We start from the raw sequence: 17160 nt of genomic DNA on the forward strand, positions 1-17160 counted from the left end.
ATAACACTAATTGCGGACAAACAATTATGAGTGATGCTTTAAAACATGAGTGCGGTATTGCACTTATTAGACTTTTAAAACCATTAGAATACTATAAAGAAAAGTATGGTAGTGCTTTTTATGGTGTAAACAAAATGTATTTAATGATGGAAAAACAGCACAACCGTGGACAAGACGGCGCTGGTTTTGCAAGCATAAAATTAGATACTAAACCTGGTGAACGCTACATTAGTCGTGTAAGATCTATAGCCCAACAACCCATACAAGATATTTTTGCTCAAATCAACGAGCGTATTAACGATGATCTTACTAATAATCCACAATACCAAGATGATGTAAGTTTACAAAAAAAGCATATTCCATATATCGGAGAAGTTTTATTAGGACATGTACGTTACGGAACTTATGGTAAAAACAGTGTAGAAAGTGTTCATCCGTTTTTAAGACAAAACAACTGGATGCACAGAAACCTTATTGTTGCTGGTAATTTTAACATGACTAATGTTAATGAGCTTTTTGATAACCTAATTGAAATAGGACAACACCCAAAAGAAAAAGCTGATACCGTTACTGTAATGGAAAAAATTGGCCATTTTTTAGATGATGCTGTTGCTAAAATTTACAAAGATTTAAAAAAAGAAGGTTATAATAAAAATGAGTGTTCTCCTTTAATTGCAGAACGTTTAAAAGTTGGAAAAATATTAAGACGTGCTGCTAAAAACTGGGATGGTGGTTATGCTATGGCTGGTTTATTAGGTCATGGAGATTCGTTTGTATTAAGAGATCCTTCTGGGATAAGACCTGCTTATTATTATAAAGATGACGAAGTGGTAGTGGTTGCATCAGAGCGTCCAGTAATCCAAACCGTTTTTAACGTTCCTTTTGAAGCTGTTAAAGAATTAGAACCAGGGCATGCTATTATTACTAAAAAGTCTGGAGTTACTCAGATTAAAAAAATATTAGAACCTTTAGAACGCAAAGCTTGTTCTTTTGAACGTATATACTTTTCTCGTGGAAGTGATTCTGAAATTTATCAAGAGCGAAAAAAATTAGGCCGCTTATTAATGCCTAAAGTTTTAAAAGCTATTAATAACGATACTAAAAATAGTGTGTTTACCTATATACCAAACACAGCAGAAACTTCATTTTTTGGTATGATTGAAGCTGTTGAAGATCACCTCAACGAGCAAAAAACAAAATCTATACTTGATGGTAATGGTAAACTATCTGCAGAAACGGTTACAGATATCTTATCTGAACGTCCACGTATTGAAAAAATAGCTATTAAAGATGTAAAATTAAGAACTTTTATTACTGAAGATAGCAGTAGAGATGATCTTGTTGCACACGTTTACGATATCACATACGGTGTTATAAAGCCAACTGATAACTTAGTTATTATTGATGATAGTATTGTAAGAGGTACAACTCTTAAAAAGAGTATCATTAAAATGATGGACCGCTTAAACCCTAAGAAAATCGTAGTGGTTTCTTCTGCACCTCAAATACGCTTTATTGATTGTTATGGTATAGACATGGCTAATTTAGAAACGTTAATCGCTTTTAAAGCTGCTTTAGCGTTATTAAAAGAAACCAATCAATACCACATTGTTAAAGATGTTTACGATAAATGTATTGAGCAAGTAAACAGAAAAGATAAAGAGATTGTAAACTACGTAAAAGAGATATACGACAATTTTACAGATGAAGAGATTTCTGATAAAATCGCAGAGTTATTAATTGAAGAGGACACCAAAGCAGAAGTGAAAGTTATTTTTCAATCTGTTAAAAACCTACACGAGGCTTGTCCTGATAATTTAGGTGATTGGTACTTTACAGGAGATTACCCTACACCTGGCGGTAATAGAGTAGTCAACAGAGCTTTTATTAATTTCTTTGAAGGCAATAAAAGAAGAGCGTACTAAACACTCAGATATTTAATTTAAAAATCAAAAATCACTTTTAGTCGGATAAAAACGCACTTAGTCTGGTTTTTGATTTTTTTTATCAAAAAAAATATACATTGTCGTTACCATAACATAAGTAGGTTAAGTTCATGGTAGATTTGGGGCAAAAAGGATGAACAACTGTTCATCCTTTTTTTATATAAAGTGTATTATCTTATTCACACAAGCTCCCTATATGGAGCGAATTACACCGCAACCCTCTTTGTCTTCCACGCTTAGACTAATATATATGTCGTTTGTCCAAAAAATTAAAAATTAAGAAAATGTACACTTATATTTGATTTACCATAACATAAGTAGGTTAAGTTTATGGTAGATTTGGGGCAAAAAGGATGAACAACTGTTCATCCTTTTTCATTTTCTGTTGATTCCTAAATAACTTCTTTTTTGAAAAGTATTGAGCACAATACTTTCTTCTCAAAGTTTCGAATTACTTTATTCAGTAACCGTTATTCATATATAAATTTTAAAAAGCAGACCAACTGAAGTCAGTCCACTTTTCCCCTTTCTAAGGTTAAAATTATAGACCTGCAAGGTTTTAAAACCTGCTAGGTCTGTTTAATTATGAGACTTTGCAGGTTTTAAAAACCTAGCAAGTCTTTTTAATCATTTTCTATTTCGTTTTTTCTTTTCTTTACGAATTTTCCAAGGTGCATTCTTCTGAAAATCACCAGCCATAATACAGCCATAAGGCATCACCTCATCAATAACTTTACCGAGATTAAATTCATTCATTTGCTCTCTAACTGCTTTTGCGTTTTTATAAGCCGATGGTAACTCAGTAATATCAATTTCTTTTGAGAAAAACCGAACATCTAATCCACGTGTTTCTTCTTTAAAGATTTGCATCGTAGAACCCGTTTTACTTTTTCTATGTTGGGTTCTACTCACATTTCTACCTGCTCCATGTGGTGCAAAACCTAAATTAGTGGTTGTGGTATTACCTTCAACAATCAAAACAGGCTCAGACATATTTAACGGAATCAATCGTGGTCCTGTAATGTCTGGCATAAACTTAGGATCTAAAGGTGTTGCGCCTTTAGCATGGTAAAATAAATCGCCATCTTTAAAGACAAAGTTGTGCTCGTTCCAGTAACGGTTTTCAATCTTAATTTCTAGAGTTTCAGCTACTGAATTATGCAATACTTCGTGATTGGTTTTTGTCCAATCTCTTATAATTTGAAGCGCCTCCCAATAAGCTTTACCTTCTTCAGTTTCAAATGGAATCCACGCATTTTGTTTCTTAGTATCTGGCGATAATTCTTTTCTAAAACGTTCAGCAATTTTCATCCCTTTTGTATATAATCTTGCTCCCGGACCTCTTGAACCATGATGTGTGACCATCATTGTATTTCCTGTTTTTTTAGAAGTTCCAACAAACAAGAAATGATTACCATCGCCTTGTGTTCCTAAATGTGATCTTGCGATTTGAAGCATGTCTCCATCATTTAAAAAGTAATTAGACTCAAAAGCGTCTAATAATTCTTTTGGAAAACGAAACTGTGAATCTCTATCACGTCCACCCGGTCCAAAATGTGTAATAGCATGTGCTGCATCTAAAACGTCTTTAGGTTCTGCTTTTCCAAAATCGGTTAGCATTACTGAACAGCAAATATCTGCACTATGCATCCCTGGATGAATGGCGTTTTTTGCAACAGCTACACCTCCAACCGGAATTGTTCCATCTGGACCCGTTGGACAAGCATCTGGCATAATAGCACCATTAACTAATGTTGGTGTTTTCATTAAGGTTTGCATTGAGTTAATCACTTTAGCTACGTTGTCTTTTTCTTCTTCGTTTTCGGCTTTAATATTTATTGAAAAGTTAACGGGTGTTTTATGTAATTCTATGGGATCTGGTGATTTAAATTGCTCTAAATAGGTTGTTATTGCTTCGTCTTCAAGGTTGTTTTTGTTGATGTGTGTAATGGCTTCTTTCATCCATTTGCCTTGTCTGTAACCTAATGCCTTTAAATCGTGACCTGTTATTTTTGTTTTCATATTCATTTCCCACGAAAGTGGGAATCTTTTTAATTAATAATTTACTCTGATGAGATTCTTCGCTGTGCTCTGAATGACATCTTAATTACACTACAAATATTATAGTGTGTTGCGTAGTGTTTTTGCGTACTTAATTTTTTTTATCCTGTAGGGTGTTTTATGACCTTGTAGGTATTGTTTCTTGTTGTGTTCATTTTGCCTTTGCTTAAAGGCACTTTGCTTTGATTAAGCTTTTCGCTAGTTCTGCGTTAGCGATTACTCATCCATTCTTATTTTATTAAATAAGAAATCGTGATTACTTCGTAGTTGGAACGGCATCCTTTTTTATTTTTCTTAAAAAAGATATAGTGAAACATTTATGTTCATGAATTCATTAATTTAAAATAGAAAAGCATGAATAAAAGCGCGACCCAAACCTTTTTCGGTTTGGGTAACACCATAACACTACTTATTCACAGAGAAAATATCCTTTAATTGTTCAATGACATTACCGTTACCAGCAACCGTGATTTCGCCAATTTTATCGGCAATTTTCTCAACATATTCCATCTCCTTTAATTTGAACAACATGCTGTTGTCTTCCATTAATTTCGCGGTATTTAACAAGCTTCGTGTAGAGGCTGTTTCTTCTCGTCTTGTCACCACATTAGCTTGCGCTTTTTTGTGAGCAATCAATACTTGATTCATAATCTCTTTCATATCACCTGGTAAAATAACGTCTCGCAAACCTGCATACAATACGCTTACACCTAACTTAGTGGCTTGTGTTTTTACATCTTCTAAAACGGCTTTGGCAATCGTTTCCTTTTGCTCTAACAATTCGTCTAAGGTGTAAGAACCAACAAAGGCACGCAACGCTAATTGCAAGGTGATGTACAATTGCTTTTCGTAATCTTTGCTTTGCATTAACGCGGTTTCTACATTAGTAACTTTGTATTGTGCATAGAAATTAATACGAACGCCTGCTTTGTCTTTGGTCAATAATTCTTGACCTGCAACTTCTAATTGCAACTGACGCATATCTGCTTTTAAGATTTTAATGGTTTGTTCATTTTTCCAAAAATGGTAGGTTCCATGTTCTAAGATTTTAACAAACTCGTCATTAACAATCATAATCGCTTTTTCGAAAGCCGCAACTTCGAAAGTTCTAATGTATTGACGCAATTGCATAGTGCTAAACAAGACTTTTTTAATGTCTTCTGTAATTTCGATTTTACTTAAATCTGCGGTTACAAATTTGTAATTTATTAAGCCTTTCCAGAACGTGTAACGACCAGCTGTTAATATGTGTTTAAAGTTGTTGTTTTCATAAACTAAAACAATTTCGCTATCCTTTACTTCTACAACGGTTAAGAGCTGAGCCAAAACATCATCTTTAAGTAAGATTTCTAATGCTTTTGGCGCAACGAATGCTTGAGACAAATCGTATATTAAGACTTGTTCTCTAAAGTTTAACCAATGTTTTCCTGCTGTAATAACGCGAGCGTAATTACCGTTTTTAAACACTAAACCTACTGTACCTGCATGAATTCTTTCTTTAAACATGATTTCTAATTTTTTGTTCTGATTTGTTTTTTTATATCAGAACGGTTAAATATTTATAATAGAATTCTCTTTTTGAGAATGGCTATTCAATTAAAAAAAAGCGAAAGAAAACCATCTTTCTAACTACGGAAATACAAGCGATTTAGAGGGGTATTAAATTCTGTTTCTTGGATGATTCATCAATTTTAAATCGACATTATCGACTTGTTAATTGAAAAATGAATCCTTAAAAGAAAACCTAAAGCGTCTTTTAATACATTAGTATTTCAAGGTGTTTTCTTGACTGCATTTGCAACAAGTTGCCTTTGCGAGTTTTAGTCCACTTTGTTTTGCCATTTATAGTGTGACGCACTTGGTGGTTAGTTTTGTGAGATAACCAAGCTCTGGGATATGGATTTTGAGTCCATTTCAATACAACATCTAAAGTGTTGCGCGTCTACCAATTTCGCCACAAACCCATTTGGGTTTGGCAGGACTCGAACCTACAAATTGATCTATTGCTTAACCGGACTTAGCTACTTCCCGTTAGAGAAGACAGGATTCGAACCTGTGTACATAGATGGAGGCTATTATTTTGGCAAATAACCGAAGCCTTCAAGTCAAGTTGAATATAAAAACCTCATACCAATTGGTAAGGATTTATACAATAGTGCTATACCGAAACACGTAACAAGACTTGCTTGATGTGGAAGCAGTAGGACTCGAACCTACACGCTTATCAAGACCAGATTTTAACTCAACGGATTCTATTTATTAATAGGATTCGTTGAATGCGTAAAAACGCATTTCAGTCTGGCGAGCCAACCAATTGCTCAATGCTTCCAGTTTTAATATTTTATAGAACGTTGTACCTCTTACCAGATTCGAACTGGTACTTTCATAATAATGAACAGACAGACTCTAAATGCGCTTCCCTACTTTACATCTTGTGCATTTCGGTGCTTCTGCAAAACCTAGTCATTGGTGAGTGTGCCACCAACCACATAATCCTATCACTCCACGGTTACGTAAATCTTTTTCCGCAGCTCTTCCTTTTGAGCTAAAGAGGTATTAATATTTTAAAAAAGCGTGCTGAGAATACCTGCGCTTTTAGATAAGCTTTTCTAGAATTATGGCTTACGCTTTCCCTAGTTTTCCACGTTCTTCTCATTGCTTAGAGAATCCTGTACTTATCTGATGCCTTAATACATTATAGCTGTTCGGCAACTTAGACTTGGCTTGCATAGTGGCTTTTTACCACGCTTTGCAATAACGAGGGTTGGCTCCCTCACCATTCATAAACGTCCTCTCTTGAGGCGGCTTATTAGAATGTTTACCACACATTAAAGGCTTGCGACCTCTAACGTTCCATATATTTCAATGGATTTAGGCAACTACTAACTACTATAATGTTCGAAGTCTTTTGCGTTTTCTGTATAAAAATACAATGCTCTACCTGAGCAATCCTTCATTGGTGTAGGATTGGGAATCGAACCCAAACATATTGACCTAGGAAAAGGGCTTCGAAAATGGCTTCGTAGATTTTGGCCTACAAAATACCAACCTTTTCCTTGTGTGTCTCCCAACACACGGTACTTTAAGTTGCCGAACAGTTTTCTGTCGGGTAACTTTAATACTGCAATGCGCTCCATTAGGTTGGATAACCAAAAATGTAACCCATTACTACAACTTTTCCTATTGATGTCTCCACCTCAAGCCTAACTTGTGTGTTGGCTATAAATCCTTATCTGCGTCAACGGTTGTCCCTTGCAAATAATGATTTATGTTAACTGCTTGCTTACTTGTACTATATTCAAAATGAATACAGTCTCCACTTGTACTGTCTACAAATAGATTTATCCTTGTTACCAAGTTTATCTAAAGACGATAAGCCACCTCACATCATTAATAATTAATGATGATTTTATTAATATTGAAGCTAAAATTCAACTTCAATTTCTTTCAAAGAACTTCTATTGAGCTCTGCCAGATTCCTTATTCTGGCAGAGCGCTACTGTAAAAAATCTGATTCCAAAAAGACTTCCTATTAATTACACTGCAAATATTTGATGCTATTGCGCAATCTTTTTGCGTAGTTAAATTTTTTTTTGTTTTTCTTCTTTTTTTTAGAATTGTATATTTTGATTTAAGCACCAATTCAGAATTTTTGCAATGTTCTTAGCATCGTCAATTCCTCTATGATGTGTGCCTTCTAATGGAATTTCTAAGATGTCTAACGCACCATTCATTCCAACTTTCCGGTTTAAACCTTTAACTTCAAAAAACAAAGTTTTTACATTAATATGGTTTTGAGACAAAGGGTATTCTACACCTCTAATCTTACACTGTTTTTTCATCATATTTAAATCGTAAGCACCATAACTTGCCCAAGTGTATTGATGTGCATCATAGTCATCTCTTAATTTTGCACAAGCGTCTTTAAAAGTGATGCCTTCTGAGTCCAACAATTCTTGTGTAATTGTTGTTAGTTCTGTACAAAAAGGACTGACTTCTGAACGTGTAGGTTTAATTAATATACCTTCATTTTTAGATATTAATCCTGTAGATGTATCTAAGACACAGATGCCGACTTCTATGATTTCATTGACTTGACCTGCTGGAATTTTTCCATTCCAACATGTGGCTTCGAGATCTATAATTATTATATTTTTATTCATGTATTATATATTTTTTGATTCCTATTTAATTAGGAATGATAAATTCTTATTTCTTCTTTTTTTTCTTCTTGCTCTTAGTTTTTTTAGTCTTTTCAGGTTTCATTTTGTTTTTGATCCTTTTAATTTCAGAATCGATGAAACTGATAAAACTGTTATTGTAAACGTGCTTTTTTGCGAGCTTTAAAGTCTTTAATGCCTTCTTGTATTTTTGAAGAATTTCAAAAAGTTGCCCTTGAAACAAGTAAACTTCCCCTTTGTTTAACCCTTTAACGGTTAGAGAAAAGTCAATAAGTTTTTGAGCTTCTTCGTAGTCTTCATTCCACATTAAAACCAGAATGTATTTTGAATACACTTTGTGAAAATCTAGTTTGTTAGCCAAAGCCTCTGCGTAATAGTGTTTGGCTTTTTCATAATCACCAAACTGCTCTGCTTGTAAGCGTCCCATTAAGTACAAAGCATAAGCGTTGTCTGCTTCGTAGGATAAGGCGTAGTTTAGATTTTCTACTGTTTCTTCTAGTTCGTATGGATAAGCATCTATGGCTTTAAGCACGTAGTTGTTTAACAAATTCGTGTCCATTTTTTAATTTTTTAATTGATTGCGCAATTCATTTTTTAATGCGCAACGTTGTTTTTTAAAATCTTTTACAATTGTATTCCTCTTAAAATCTTTGCCTTTAAAAACTTTTATAGGATTGCCCCTTTCTATCGATAGATGATTTTTCCATTGGTTTTTAATTCCAGATTGTAAAGCTTCCAATTGTACTTCTGCAACTTTTTCTTGTAAGCGTGCTTTTGCTATTTTTTTGTTTTGATGTTGCGAGCGACTATCCATAACCAACACTTGCGTTTTTGTGGGCTGATGCGTCGCTCTAATAGCTGAGCTCACTTTGTTTACATGTTGTCCTCCTGGTCCAGAACTTCGAGTGGCTTGATAGGTGATATCTTTTTCAAGAATTTGAAATTGTTCACTTTTTCTAATTTCATATAAACCAACAAACCAGTTTTTACGCTTGTGTTGTGGTCTAAAAGTTGAAGTGCCAATCCACTGAATTGTTCCTGTCCACTGACTTAAAAACCGACTTAGATTATTGCCCTTGAGTTGAACAGTTACAGAATGTAACGTCATGTTCTCAATGCCTTTTTCTCTTTGTAATATTTTATAGTCAATGCCTTTGCTATTTACAGCTTCTAAAAAATGTTTTAGAATTTGAGCAACAACCCAACAGCATTCTGCGGGTCCTCGTCCTGAGGTTATTTGTATTATTTTAGTATTTATTAATGGTTTTCCCATGATACTGTTTCGTTAATAACATCCTTAAGCGCGTATTTTTTTAGCCCTTTGAGATGTCTTTTTGTTTTTAATTTTTCTTGTTTGAAATAGGTTAAATTCCAGTCGTCTTTCCAAGGATTCATAGCTTCATAAATGTTGTAATAGCCTTTTTTATTGAATTGAGATGTGATATAATCTGCTTCTCTAATTAATTCTGGGTCAATACGTTTTCTATGCGTTATGTAAGCTCTTGCGTGTTTAATTCTATAGGCTCCTTTTGGGATTCTTATATAAAACCGAACGCTTAGTTTTTTGTTTTCGTTTCTAAACTGAAACGCAGTACACATACATTGTGCTTTAAAACTTAGTTTGTTAAACTGCTTTTTGCTTATAGTCGGAAATCCTTTGTATATGAGGTATTTTGACGTTTGATTCAGCCATTTCTTTTCAGCCTCTTCTTTCGTTCTTCCCCAATAATACCTTTCGATTTTATTATAAAGTTCTAGAATTTCAGCCTTGTTTTTATAGCGTTCAATTCTTTCTGTTATAACAATTTCTTTATACCAACCGTGACGTATAGGTTCTTTAAATTTTATGTAACCTAACTCACGTTGAAGTTTCCAAATTTCCCATTGCCTATTTTGTAAACGACGGACTTCTTTTAACCGCTGTTCTTTTATGTTTATTGGTTTCATTAGACATGTTAAAAATTGTTTTTTGTCTGTTTTGGTGATTCCAATAATTACTTCGAATTAGGAATCGGTTTCTATGTGAATTGTGTGTGTTTCATTTTAAAATTGTTTTTAAATTCGTTTAAGATGCTTCGACTGCGCTCAGCATGACATTAGGTAATAACTGTTTGTGGAAAGATGTTTAGCAGAATCGCTAATTGTGGAAAACAAAAAATCCGAAACAGTGTTTAACTGGCTTCGGATTTCTCATTTATAAATTTGAAAAGTTTATCTAACGATAATCACGAAGCATCACAAAAGGCAGAATTCCTTTTGGATTGTTTTGATATGTTATACATAAACTCATAGTTTCTAATTTTTAATTCTATTTCTATTTTGGTTGTGCTTAGCAAGCTTTTCTTGGGTACATTCTATGAAAATATATTTTCATTTCAGTAATGCTTAGCGACTAATTTGGAATATTATTCCGCTGCAAATATAAAGGGATATTTTTGAACTATCCAAATTATATTTAAACATATTTTATTGTTAATCAAGTATTTACGTCGAATTTAAAATAAGTTATCCCTGTCCGCAAATGGCAGATTATCTAACGAATTGAAGTGTAGTTATTTGCGTTTTAGGCATGCATAATTATCAACTTGAAAAAAATTAATAAAAAAAGCATCCTTTTTTAAGAGGATGCTTTTTTTAACTTGAATATTTTAGTTTTATCTATTTCTCTACACTACAGAAATAGCTTTTCAGCATCCTATATTTTGATTTATGTAATATCATAGATTTATTGTTTTAGTTATTTATTAGTGCAAATATGGCAATTTTTTTTGAAATGAAAAGTTTCAGCAACTACGTAATCCTTTTGCGTATTGTTTTTTTCGTTTAAATTTATAGTTTTAGACTTGCTAGGTTTTTAAAACCTGCTAAGTCTTAGTATAAAATGATTTAGCAATATGGCAGTAAACAAAAACGCATTAATTAGATATAAAACCATTGATAAGTGTCTTCAAAATCAGTTTAAAAAATGGACGCTCAACGACCTAATTGAAGCGGTTTCAGATGCGCTTTACGAATATGAAGGCAAAGATGTTGATGTTAGCAAACGTACCGTTCAGTTAGATTTACAAATGATGCGAAGCGATAAGCTAGGTTACAATGCCCCAATTGTGGTTTACGATCGTAAGTTTTATAAGTATGAAGATGCGGACTATAGTATTATTAATATTCCTGTAACGGATAAAGATATCAAAGTAATGAATGAAGCCATTCAGTTACTGAGGCAGTTTAAAGATTTTTCGCTATTTAAAGAAATGGATGGTGTTTTACAGCGTTTAGAAGACTCCGTAAATTCATCGCAAAAAGATAAACGAGCGATCATTCATTTAGATAAAAACGAACAGCTAAAAGGTCTTGAATTTATTGATACTTTATACGAGGCTATTCAAACAAAAAAGGTGATTGAAATATCTTATCAATCTTTTAAAGCCCGTGAGGCTAGTGTGCAGAAAGCGCACCCACAATTACTAAAAGAATTTAATAATCGCTGGTTTTTATTAGCAAGTCAAAACGGAAAATTTATCACTTTCGCATTAGACCGAATGAACGAAATTGTAATACTTGAAAATGAGAATTATGAAGATTTTAAAATTGATGGTGACGACTATTACAAAGATGTTGTTGGTGTTACGGTTTCAAACTCTAGAGCAGAACGCATTCAGTTTAAAATAGACAACAAAAATGCACCTTATGTAATTACAAAGCCCTTCCATGCATCGCAACGCATCATTGAAAAAACAAATAATGGTGTGATTTTTAACATTTTTGTTCAGATTAATTTTGAATTAGAGCGTCTCATTTTAGGGTTTGGTGATACTATTGAAGTTTTAAAACCTCTAAAATTGCGTAATAGAATGCTTAAAAAATTAAAGACTTCGGTAAAGAATTATGAAGAAATTGAAAATTGAATTTCTAATCCTTTTTCTAATTCAACACCGTGCTCAATAAATAGTGATTCAGATTTGTAAATTGCTTCAATTAACCAAGAATTCCCTTTAAAATAAGCTCTTTTTACAATCGCTTTTAAATCTGATTTTTCTACAATTTTAATTTGATGTTCGTAAACAATCCCATAAGGCTCAATAACATTAAACTCTCCAAAAAAGGAAGCAATCAAAGGTAGTTGTGGATTTTTAAATAAATTTTGAGGTGTGTCTTTAACTATAATCTTAGACTCATCTAACACTATAATTTCATCTGCGAATCCAAGAACATCATTTCTGTCGTGTGTGGCAACAATACATGCAATACTATTCGCTTTTAGATAGTTAAACACATTACGTCTAAGTCCCTGTTTTTGAAAATTATCGATATGACTAAAAGGCTCGTCTAACAATAAAATTTCTGGTTGTTTAGCTAATGCTCTAGCAATCGCAACCCGTTGTTTTTGACCACCACTTAACATTCTAACTTTAGTATTCGCAAAAGCTTCAAGCTCTACAACCTCTATAAGTTCTTTGGTACGTCTCTGCTTTTCTTCGGGGTAAAAATTAGAAAGAAATTTTCCAATATTCTCTGCAACTGTCGTTACTGGCATTAAATCAAATTCTTGGCTAACTGACTTCATAAACTCATAACCAACAACCAAATTATATTTTGGACCTAAGATTTCTTCATCTTTCCAAAAAATCTGACCTTTATCTAAATCATACTCCCCATAAATAAGTTTTATAAGCGTACTCTTTCCCGAGCCACTTTCACCTATAATAGCGAGATTTTCTCCAGCTTTAACATTAAAGTCAATTGCATTTAAAACCTTAGTTTTAGAATATCCGAAAGTGATGTTTTTTACTTTAAGCATTTTACAAAAATACTATATCATTAAAGAATCAGCATAAAAAAACCGCTTGATTTCTCAAACGGTTTTTAATATTATTATTAAAGGCAATTGTAATTTAAACTTGAGCCCTTGATAAATTTACAATCTAACTTTTAATTCATTTTTACTGGCAAAACTTTAAAACCCATGTTATAAAGTGTAAAACCATAAATATCAGCATACTGCTCTATTGTCTTACTAACAGGAGTACCAGCACCATGACCAGCATCGGTCTCAATTCTTATTAAAGTTGGATTATCTCCTGTCTGTTTACTCTGTAATTCAGCAGCAAATTTAAAGCTGTGTGCAGGTACCACTCTATCGTCATGATCACCAGTAGTAACAAGTGTTGCAGGATATTGTGCTCCTTCTTTTACATTATGAACTGGAGAATATCCTTTTAAATATTCAAACATTTCTTTATTATCTTCTGCAGTTCCGTAATCATAAGCCCAACCAGCACCAGCAGTAAATGTGTGGTAACGTAACATATCTAAAACACCAACTGCAGGTAAAGCTACTTTCATTAATTCTGGTCGTTGCGTCATTGTTGCCCCAACCAATAAACCTCCGTTAGACCCCCCTCTAATCGCTAAGAAATCTGATGATGTATACTTTTCTGAAATAAGATATTCTGCAGCGGCAATAAAATCATCAAACACATTTTGTTTTTGAAGCTTTGTCCCTGCATTATGCCATGATTTTCCGTATTCTCCACCACCTCTTAAATTAGCAACAGCATAAACACCACCTTGTTCCATCCAAACAGCATTTGCAATACTAAAACTAGGCGTTAAGCTAATATTAAAACCACCATATCCATATAAAATAGTTGGGTTTTTGCCATTAAGCTCTAATCCTTTTTTACAAGTAATAATCATCGGAACTTTAGTCCCATCCTTAGATTCATAAAAAACTTGTTTGCTTTCGTAATCTTCTGGATTAAAATCAATACTTGGTTTTGTATATAACGCTGATGTTCCTTTTTCTATATCATAATTATAGATACTTCCAGGAGTAACATAATTAGTAAATGAATAGTAAAGCTCTTTTTCATCTTTCTTTGCTGTAAAACCTCCTACAGTTCCTATTCCTGGTAACCCAACTTCTCTTATTAACTTACCATCGTAATCATATTGTAATACTTTTGAAACAGCATCTACCATATAATTAGCAAAAAAGTAACCACCACCTGTTGAAGGCGTTAATACGTTTTCTGTTTCTGGAATAAAATCAATCCAATTTTCTGGACTAGGATCTGAAACATCAACGGTTACTATCTTTTGATTTGGAGCATCTAAATTTGTCATGATGTAGAGTTTAGACCCTACATTTTCTATGATATTAGAATCCGAATCCGTATGACCTAATATTTCTACTAAAGGCGCATTAGGAATGGTTAAATCTTTTATATAAAGTTTGTTTCCTGAAGTTGAAACACGAGGCGTAATTACTAAATAATGATCATCATCTGTAACCATACCATAAATGTAACGGTGTTTTTCTTCAGCCGTACCGCCATAAATTAATTGATCTTCCGATTGTTTTGTTCCTAATTTGTGGTAATAAACTTTATGTTGATCAGTTTTTGCAGATAATTCACTCCCCACGGGTTTATCATAACTAGAATAATAAAACCCTTCATTTTTATACCAAGACATGCCACTAAATTTGATATCAACCAAAGTATCTTCAATAATTTCTTTAGTTTCAGTATTCATGATTAGAATTTTTCTCCAATCACTTCCTCCTTCAGAAATCGCATAAGCTAAGGTTTTACCATCTTTTGAAAAACTTGTACCTCCTAAAGAAATAGTACCATCTTCCTTAAACGTATTTGGATCTAAAAATACCTCTGCGGTACTTGGATCATCACCTGTTTGATATCTATAAATGACATATTGATTTTGTAAGCCGTCGTTTTTTTGATAGTAGGTATAATCTCCTTCTACGAATGGAGACCCTATTTTTTCGTAATTCCAAAGTTTCGTTAATCGTTTTTTTAATTCTTCTCGATAAGGAATACTATCTAAATACCCAAAAGTAGTTTTGTTTTGCGCCTTAACCCAAGCCTCAGTCTCTTCACTTCTATCATCTTCTAACCAACGGTAAGGATCTGCAACTGCTTCACCAAAATAAGTATCTACAGTGTCTGCTTTATGGGTTTGAGGGTAATCTATTGCTTTTGTTTTCACGGCTTTGTTTTCATTTTCACAAGACACAAGCATATTAAATGCTAAAATTGTAAAGATTATTTTTTTCATAATTTAGTTTTTTGAAATAAAATATCATCTCCTCAAATATAAGGTTTTAGTGATTTGATAATTATAAAAAACTAAAACTTGTTGTAAAAAAAATAGCAAAAAATTTAGACCAACTTTAAAATGAATAAAGTTGAAATATCTAAATTTCTTGCTATTAAAAGATGTACTATGATTCGCTACACTAAATCATTTTTAATAAGATATTCTGCTATTTGAACAGTGTTAGTTGCCGCTCCTTTTCTAAGATTATCACTTACAACCCAAAGATTTAAAGTGTTAGGTTGAGAAGCATCTCGTCTAATACGTCCCACAAAAACATCATCTTTACCATGTGCATACATTGGCATAGGATAAAGGTTTTCATCTAAATTATCTTGTAACGTAACACCATCTGTTTCACTAAGTAATGTTTTAACATCGTTAACATCAAAATCAGATTCAAACTCTACATTAATAGATTCACTGTGTCCACCAGCAGTTGGAATTCTAACTGCTGTTGCCGTTACAGCAATAGAGTCGTCACAAAGAATTTTGCGCGTTTCATTTACCAATTTCATTTCTTCTTTGGTATATCCATTTTCTTCAAAAACATCACATTGTGGAATTGCGTTTTTATGAATTGGGTAAGGATAAGCCATATCACCTTCTTTACCTGCTATTTCATTCTCCATTTGTTCTACCGCTTTTACACCTGTACCAGATACAGACTGATATGTAGAAATAACAAGACGTTTAATTTTATATTTTTTATGAAGTGGTGCTAATGCCATTACCATTTGAATGGTAGAGCAATTTGGGTTCGCTATAATTTTATCTGTTTTAGATAATTCACCTGCATTAATTTCCGGAACTATTAATTTTTTAGAACCATCCATTCTCCATGCCGAAGAATTATCGATAACCGTTGTCCCAACCTCAGCAAATTTTGGTGCCCATTCTAGAGATGTACCACCTCCAGCAGAAAACAAAGCAATATCGGGACGTGCTTCAATAGCTGTAGGAATACTAATTACCTTAATATCCTTTCCTTTATATTTTAATATCTTACCTGCAGAACGCTCTGAAGCTACCAATAATAATTCATCTAAAGGGAAATTACGTTCCTCTAATACTTTAAGCATTACGTTGCCAACCATACCTGTTGCACCTACAATTGCTACTTTCATACGTTTCAATTTAATATTTCTTAAAAATCTAATGTTACATCTACCACTTATTTTTTATAAGTGACTAATTTTTAGCTCTAAATGCTTCACAAAACACAAAGCTAAGATATCAAAATTAGAATATTTCTTTTACTAATTAGAGTAATTTAGTCTTAAAAATCTGATAAAAATAAAGGGTACTATTTATCGGATATGCATTACAAAATATTACAACAAAGAAAACCCAGACTTTTACAGTCTGGGTTTGATTAAAATAATAGTGTAGCGATGAAGCTATACGTATTTTATTTTTTTAATGAATCTCTGATTTCTTTTAATAAATCAAGTTCAGTTGGTCCTGCAGGCGCAGCTGGTGCAGGCTCTTCTTTCTTTTTCATATTATTAACTCCTTTTACAACAAGGAACATAACAAATGCTACAATGATAAAGTCAATAACGTTAGTTAAGAATGTACCATATTCTAAGAAAACATCACCAACCATTTCGCCAGCGTCATTTAATGTTCCTTCTTTTAATTGGTATCTCAACGCTTTAAAGTCTGAGTCGAAAATCATACCAATTAATGGAGATACAATACCTCCGGTAAATGCAGTAACTACTTCTTTAAAAGCAGCACCCATTACAAAACCAACAGCAATGTCTATAAGGTTGCCCTTCATTGCAAATTCTTTGAATTCTTTTAACATAATTTAGTTTTTAATTTTTAGTTAGGCTATTAATTAAGAC

General features: G+C 33.1%; 12 protein-coding genes and 1 tRNA gene. 2 read left to right on the plus strand and 11 right to left on the minus strand.

Annotation, left to right across the window (positions count from 1 at the left end):
- Positions 1–26: 26 nt before the first annotated feature.
- Positions 27–1925 (plus strand): amidophosphoribosyltransferase, encoded by a 1899-nt coding sequence (locus H0I32_RS07675; protein ID WP_179314230.1) that lies wholly within the window; start codon positions 27–29, stop codon positions 1923–1925.
- Positions 1926–2573: 648 nt separating this feature from the next.
- Here H0I32_RS07675 and H0I32_RS07680 read toward each other — a convergent pair.
- The 7 genes from H0I32_RS07680 to H0I32_RS07710 form a co-directional block, all read right to left on the minus strand.
- The gene (locus H0I32_RS07680) at positions 2574–3974 is read right to left on the minus strand and encodes an RtcB family protein (protein WP_179314229.1); all 1401 of its coding nucleotides are present in this window, start codon (positions 3972–3974) and stop codon (positions 2574–2576) included.
- Between the two features lie 438 nt (positions 3975–4412).
- Entirely contained in the window at positions 4413–5513 is a 1101-nt protein-coding gene (locus tag H0I32_RS07685; RefSeq protein ID WP_173587504.1) for a slipin family protein, read from the minus strand.
- Positions 5514–6199: 686 nt separating this feature from the next.
- Positions 6200–6336 (minus strand) — tRNA-OTHER (locus H0I32_RS07690).
- 1282 nt (positions 6337–7618) lie between these two features.
- On the minus strand, positions 7619–8170 hold the full coding sequence (locus H0I32_RS07695; RefSeq protein WP_179314228.1) for a 3'-5' exonuclease: 552 nt from the start codon (positions 8168–8170) through the stop codon (positions 7619–7621).
- A 46-nt stretch (positions 8171–8216) separates the two neighbouring features.
- A complete protein-coding gene (locus H0I32_RS07700) occupies positions 8217–8747 on the minus strand; it encodes a tetratricopeptide repeat protein (RefSeq protein WP_179314227.1) in 531 nt (176 codons plus the stop codon).
- Between the two features lie 3 nt (positions 8748–8750).
- The gene (gene prfH, locus H0I32_RS07705; protein ID WP_179314226.1) at positions 8751–9461 is read right to left on the minus strand and encodes a peptide chain release factor H; all 711 of its coding nucleotides are present in this window, start codon (positions 9459–9461) and stop codon (positions 8751–8753) included.
- Entirely contained in the window at positions 9446–10135 is a 690-nt protein-coding gene (locus H0I32_RS07710) for a hypothetical protein (RefSeq protein WP_179314225.1), read from the minus strand. The genes prfH and H0I32_RS07710 overlap by 16 nt, the downstream gene beginning before the upstream one ends.
- Before the next feature lie 947 nt (positions 10136–11082).
- Here H0I32_RS07710 and H0I32_RS07715 point away from each other — a divergent pair.
- Positions 11083–12093: a helix-turn-helix transcriptional regulator gene (locus H0I32_RS07715; protein WP_179314224.1), complete on the plus strand. Its 1011-nt coding sequence runs from the start codon at positions 11083–11085 to the stop codon at positions 12091–12093.
- On the opposite strand, the gene H0I32_RS07720 is transcribed toward H0I32_RS07715, so the two are convergent.
- The 4 genes from H0I32_RS07720 to mscL form a co-directional block, all read right to left on the minus strand.
- Positions 12072–12986: an ABC transporter ATP-binding protein gene (locus tag H0I32_RS07720; protein ID WP_179314223.1), complete on the minus strand. Its 915-nt coding sequence runs from the start codon at positions 12984–12986 to the stop codon at positions 12072–12074. The two genes, H0I32_RS07715 and H0I32_RS07720, sit on opposite strands and share 22 nt — an antisense overlap.
- A 131-nt stretch (positions 12987–13117) precedes the next feature.
- On the minus strand, positions 13118–15268 hold the full coding sequence (locus tag H0I32_RS07725; protein ID WP_179314222.1) for a prolyl oligopeptidase family serine peptidase: 2151 nt from the start codon (positions 15266–15268) through the stop codon (positions 13118–13120).
- Positions 15269–15444: 176 nt separating this feature from the next.
- A complete protein-coding gene (locus H0I32_RS07730; protein ID WP_173587511.1) occupies positions 15445–16434 on the minus strand; it encodes an aspartate-semialdehyde dehydrogenase in 990 nt (329 codons plus the stop codon).
- A 284-nt stretch (positions 16435–16718) separates the two neighbouring features.
- Positions 16719–17120 (minus strand): large conductance mechanosensitive channel protein MscL, encoded by a 402-nt coding sequence (gene mscL / locus H0I32_RS07735; protein WP_173587512.1) that lies wholly within the window; start codon positions 17118–17120, stop codon positions 16719–16721.
- Between the last annotated feature and the right edge of the window lie 40 nt (positions 17121–17160).

This window comes from Winogradskyella sp. HaHa_3_26, assembly GCF_019278425.1.
In the GTDB taxonomy this organism is placed as follows: Bacteria; Bacteroidota; Bacteroidia; order Flavobacteriales; family Flavobacteriaceae; genus Winogradskyella; species Winogradskyella undariae.

Coding starts and splice junctions, on each gene's coding strand:
- H0I32_RS07710 (WP_179314225.1), bottom strand. CDS start 10,135: ATGAAACCAATAAACATAAAAGAACAGCGGTTAAAAGAAGTCCGTCGT.
- H0I32_RS07730 (WP_173587511.1), bottom strand. CDS start 16,434: ATGAAAGTAGCAATTGTAGGTGCAACAGGTATGGTTGGCAACGTAATG.
- H0I32_RS07675 (WP_179314230.1), top strand. CDS start 27: ATGAGTGATGCTTTAAAACATGAGTGCGGTATTGCACTTATTAGACTT.
- H0I32_RS07685 (WP_173587504.1), bottom strand. CDS start 5,513: ATGTTTAAAGAAAGAATTCATGCAGGTACAGTAGGTTTAGTGTTTAAA.
- prfH (WP_179314226.1), bottom strand. CDS start 9,461: ATGGGAAAACCATTAATAAATACTAAAATAATACAAATAACCTCAGGA.
- H0I32_RS07695 (WP_179314228.1), bottom strand. CDS start 8,170: ATGAATAAAAATATAATAATTATAGATCTCGAAGCCACATGTTGGAAT.
- H0I32_RS07720 (WP_179314223.1), bottom strand. CDS start 12,986: ATGCTTAAAGTAAAAAACATCACTTTCGGATATTCTAAAACTAAGGTT.
- H0I32_RS07700 (WP_179314227.1), bottom strand. CDS start 8,747: ATGGACACGAATTTGTTAAACAACTACGTGCTTAAAGCCATAGATGCT.
- H0I32_RS07680 (WP_179314229.1), bottom strand. CDS start 3,974: ATGAATATGAAAACAAAAATAACAGGTCACGATTTAAAGGCATTAGGT.
- mscL (WP_173587512.1), bottom strand. CDS start 17,120: ATGTTAAAAGAATTCAAAGAATTTGCAATGAAGGGCAACCTTATAGAC.
- H0I32_RS07715 (WP_179314224.1), top strand. CDS start 11,083: ATGGCAGTAAACAAAAACGCATTAATTAGATATAAAACCATTGATAAG.
- H0I32_RS07725 (WP_179314222.1), bottom strand. CDS start 15,268: ATGAAAAAAATAATCTTTACAATTTTAGCATTTAATATGCTTGTGTCT.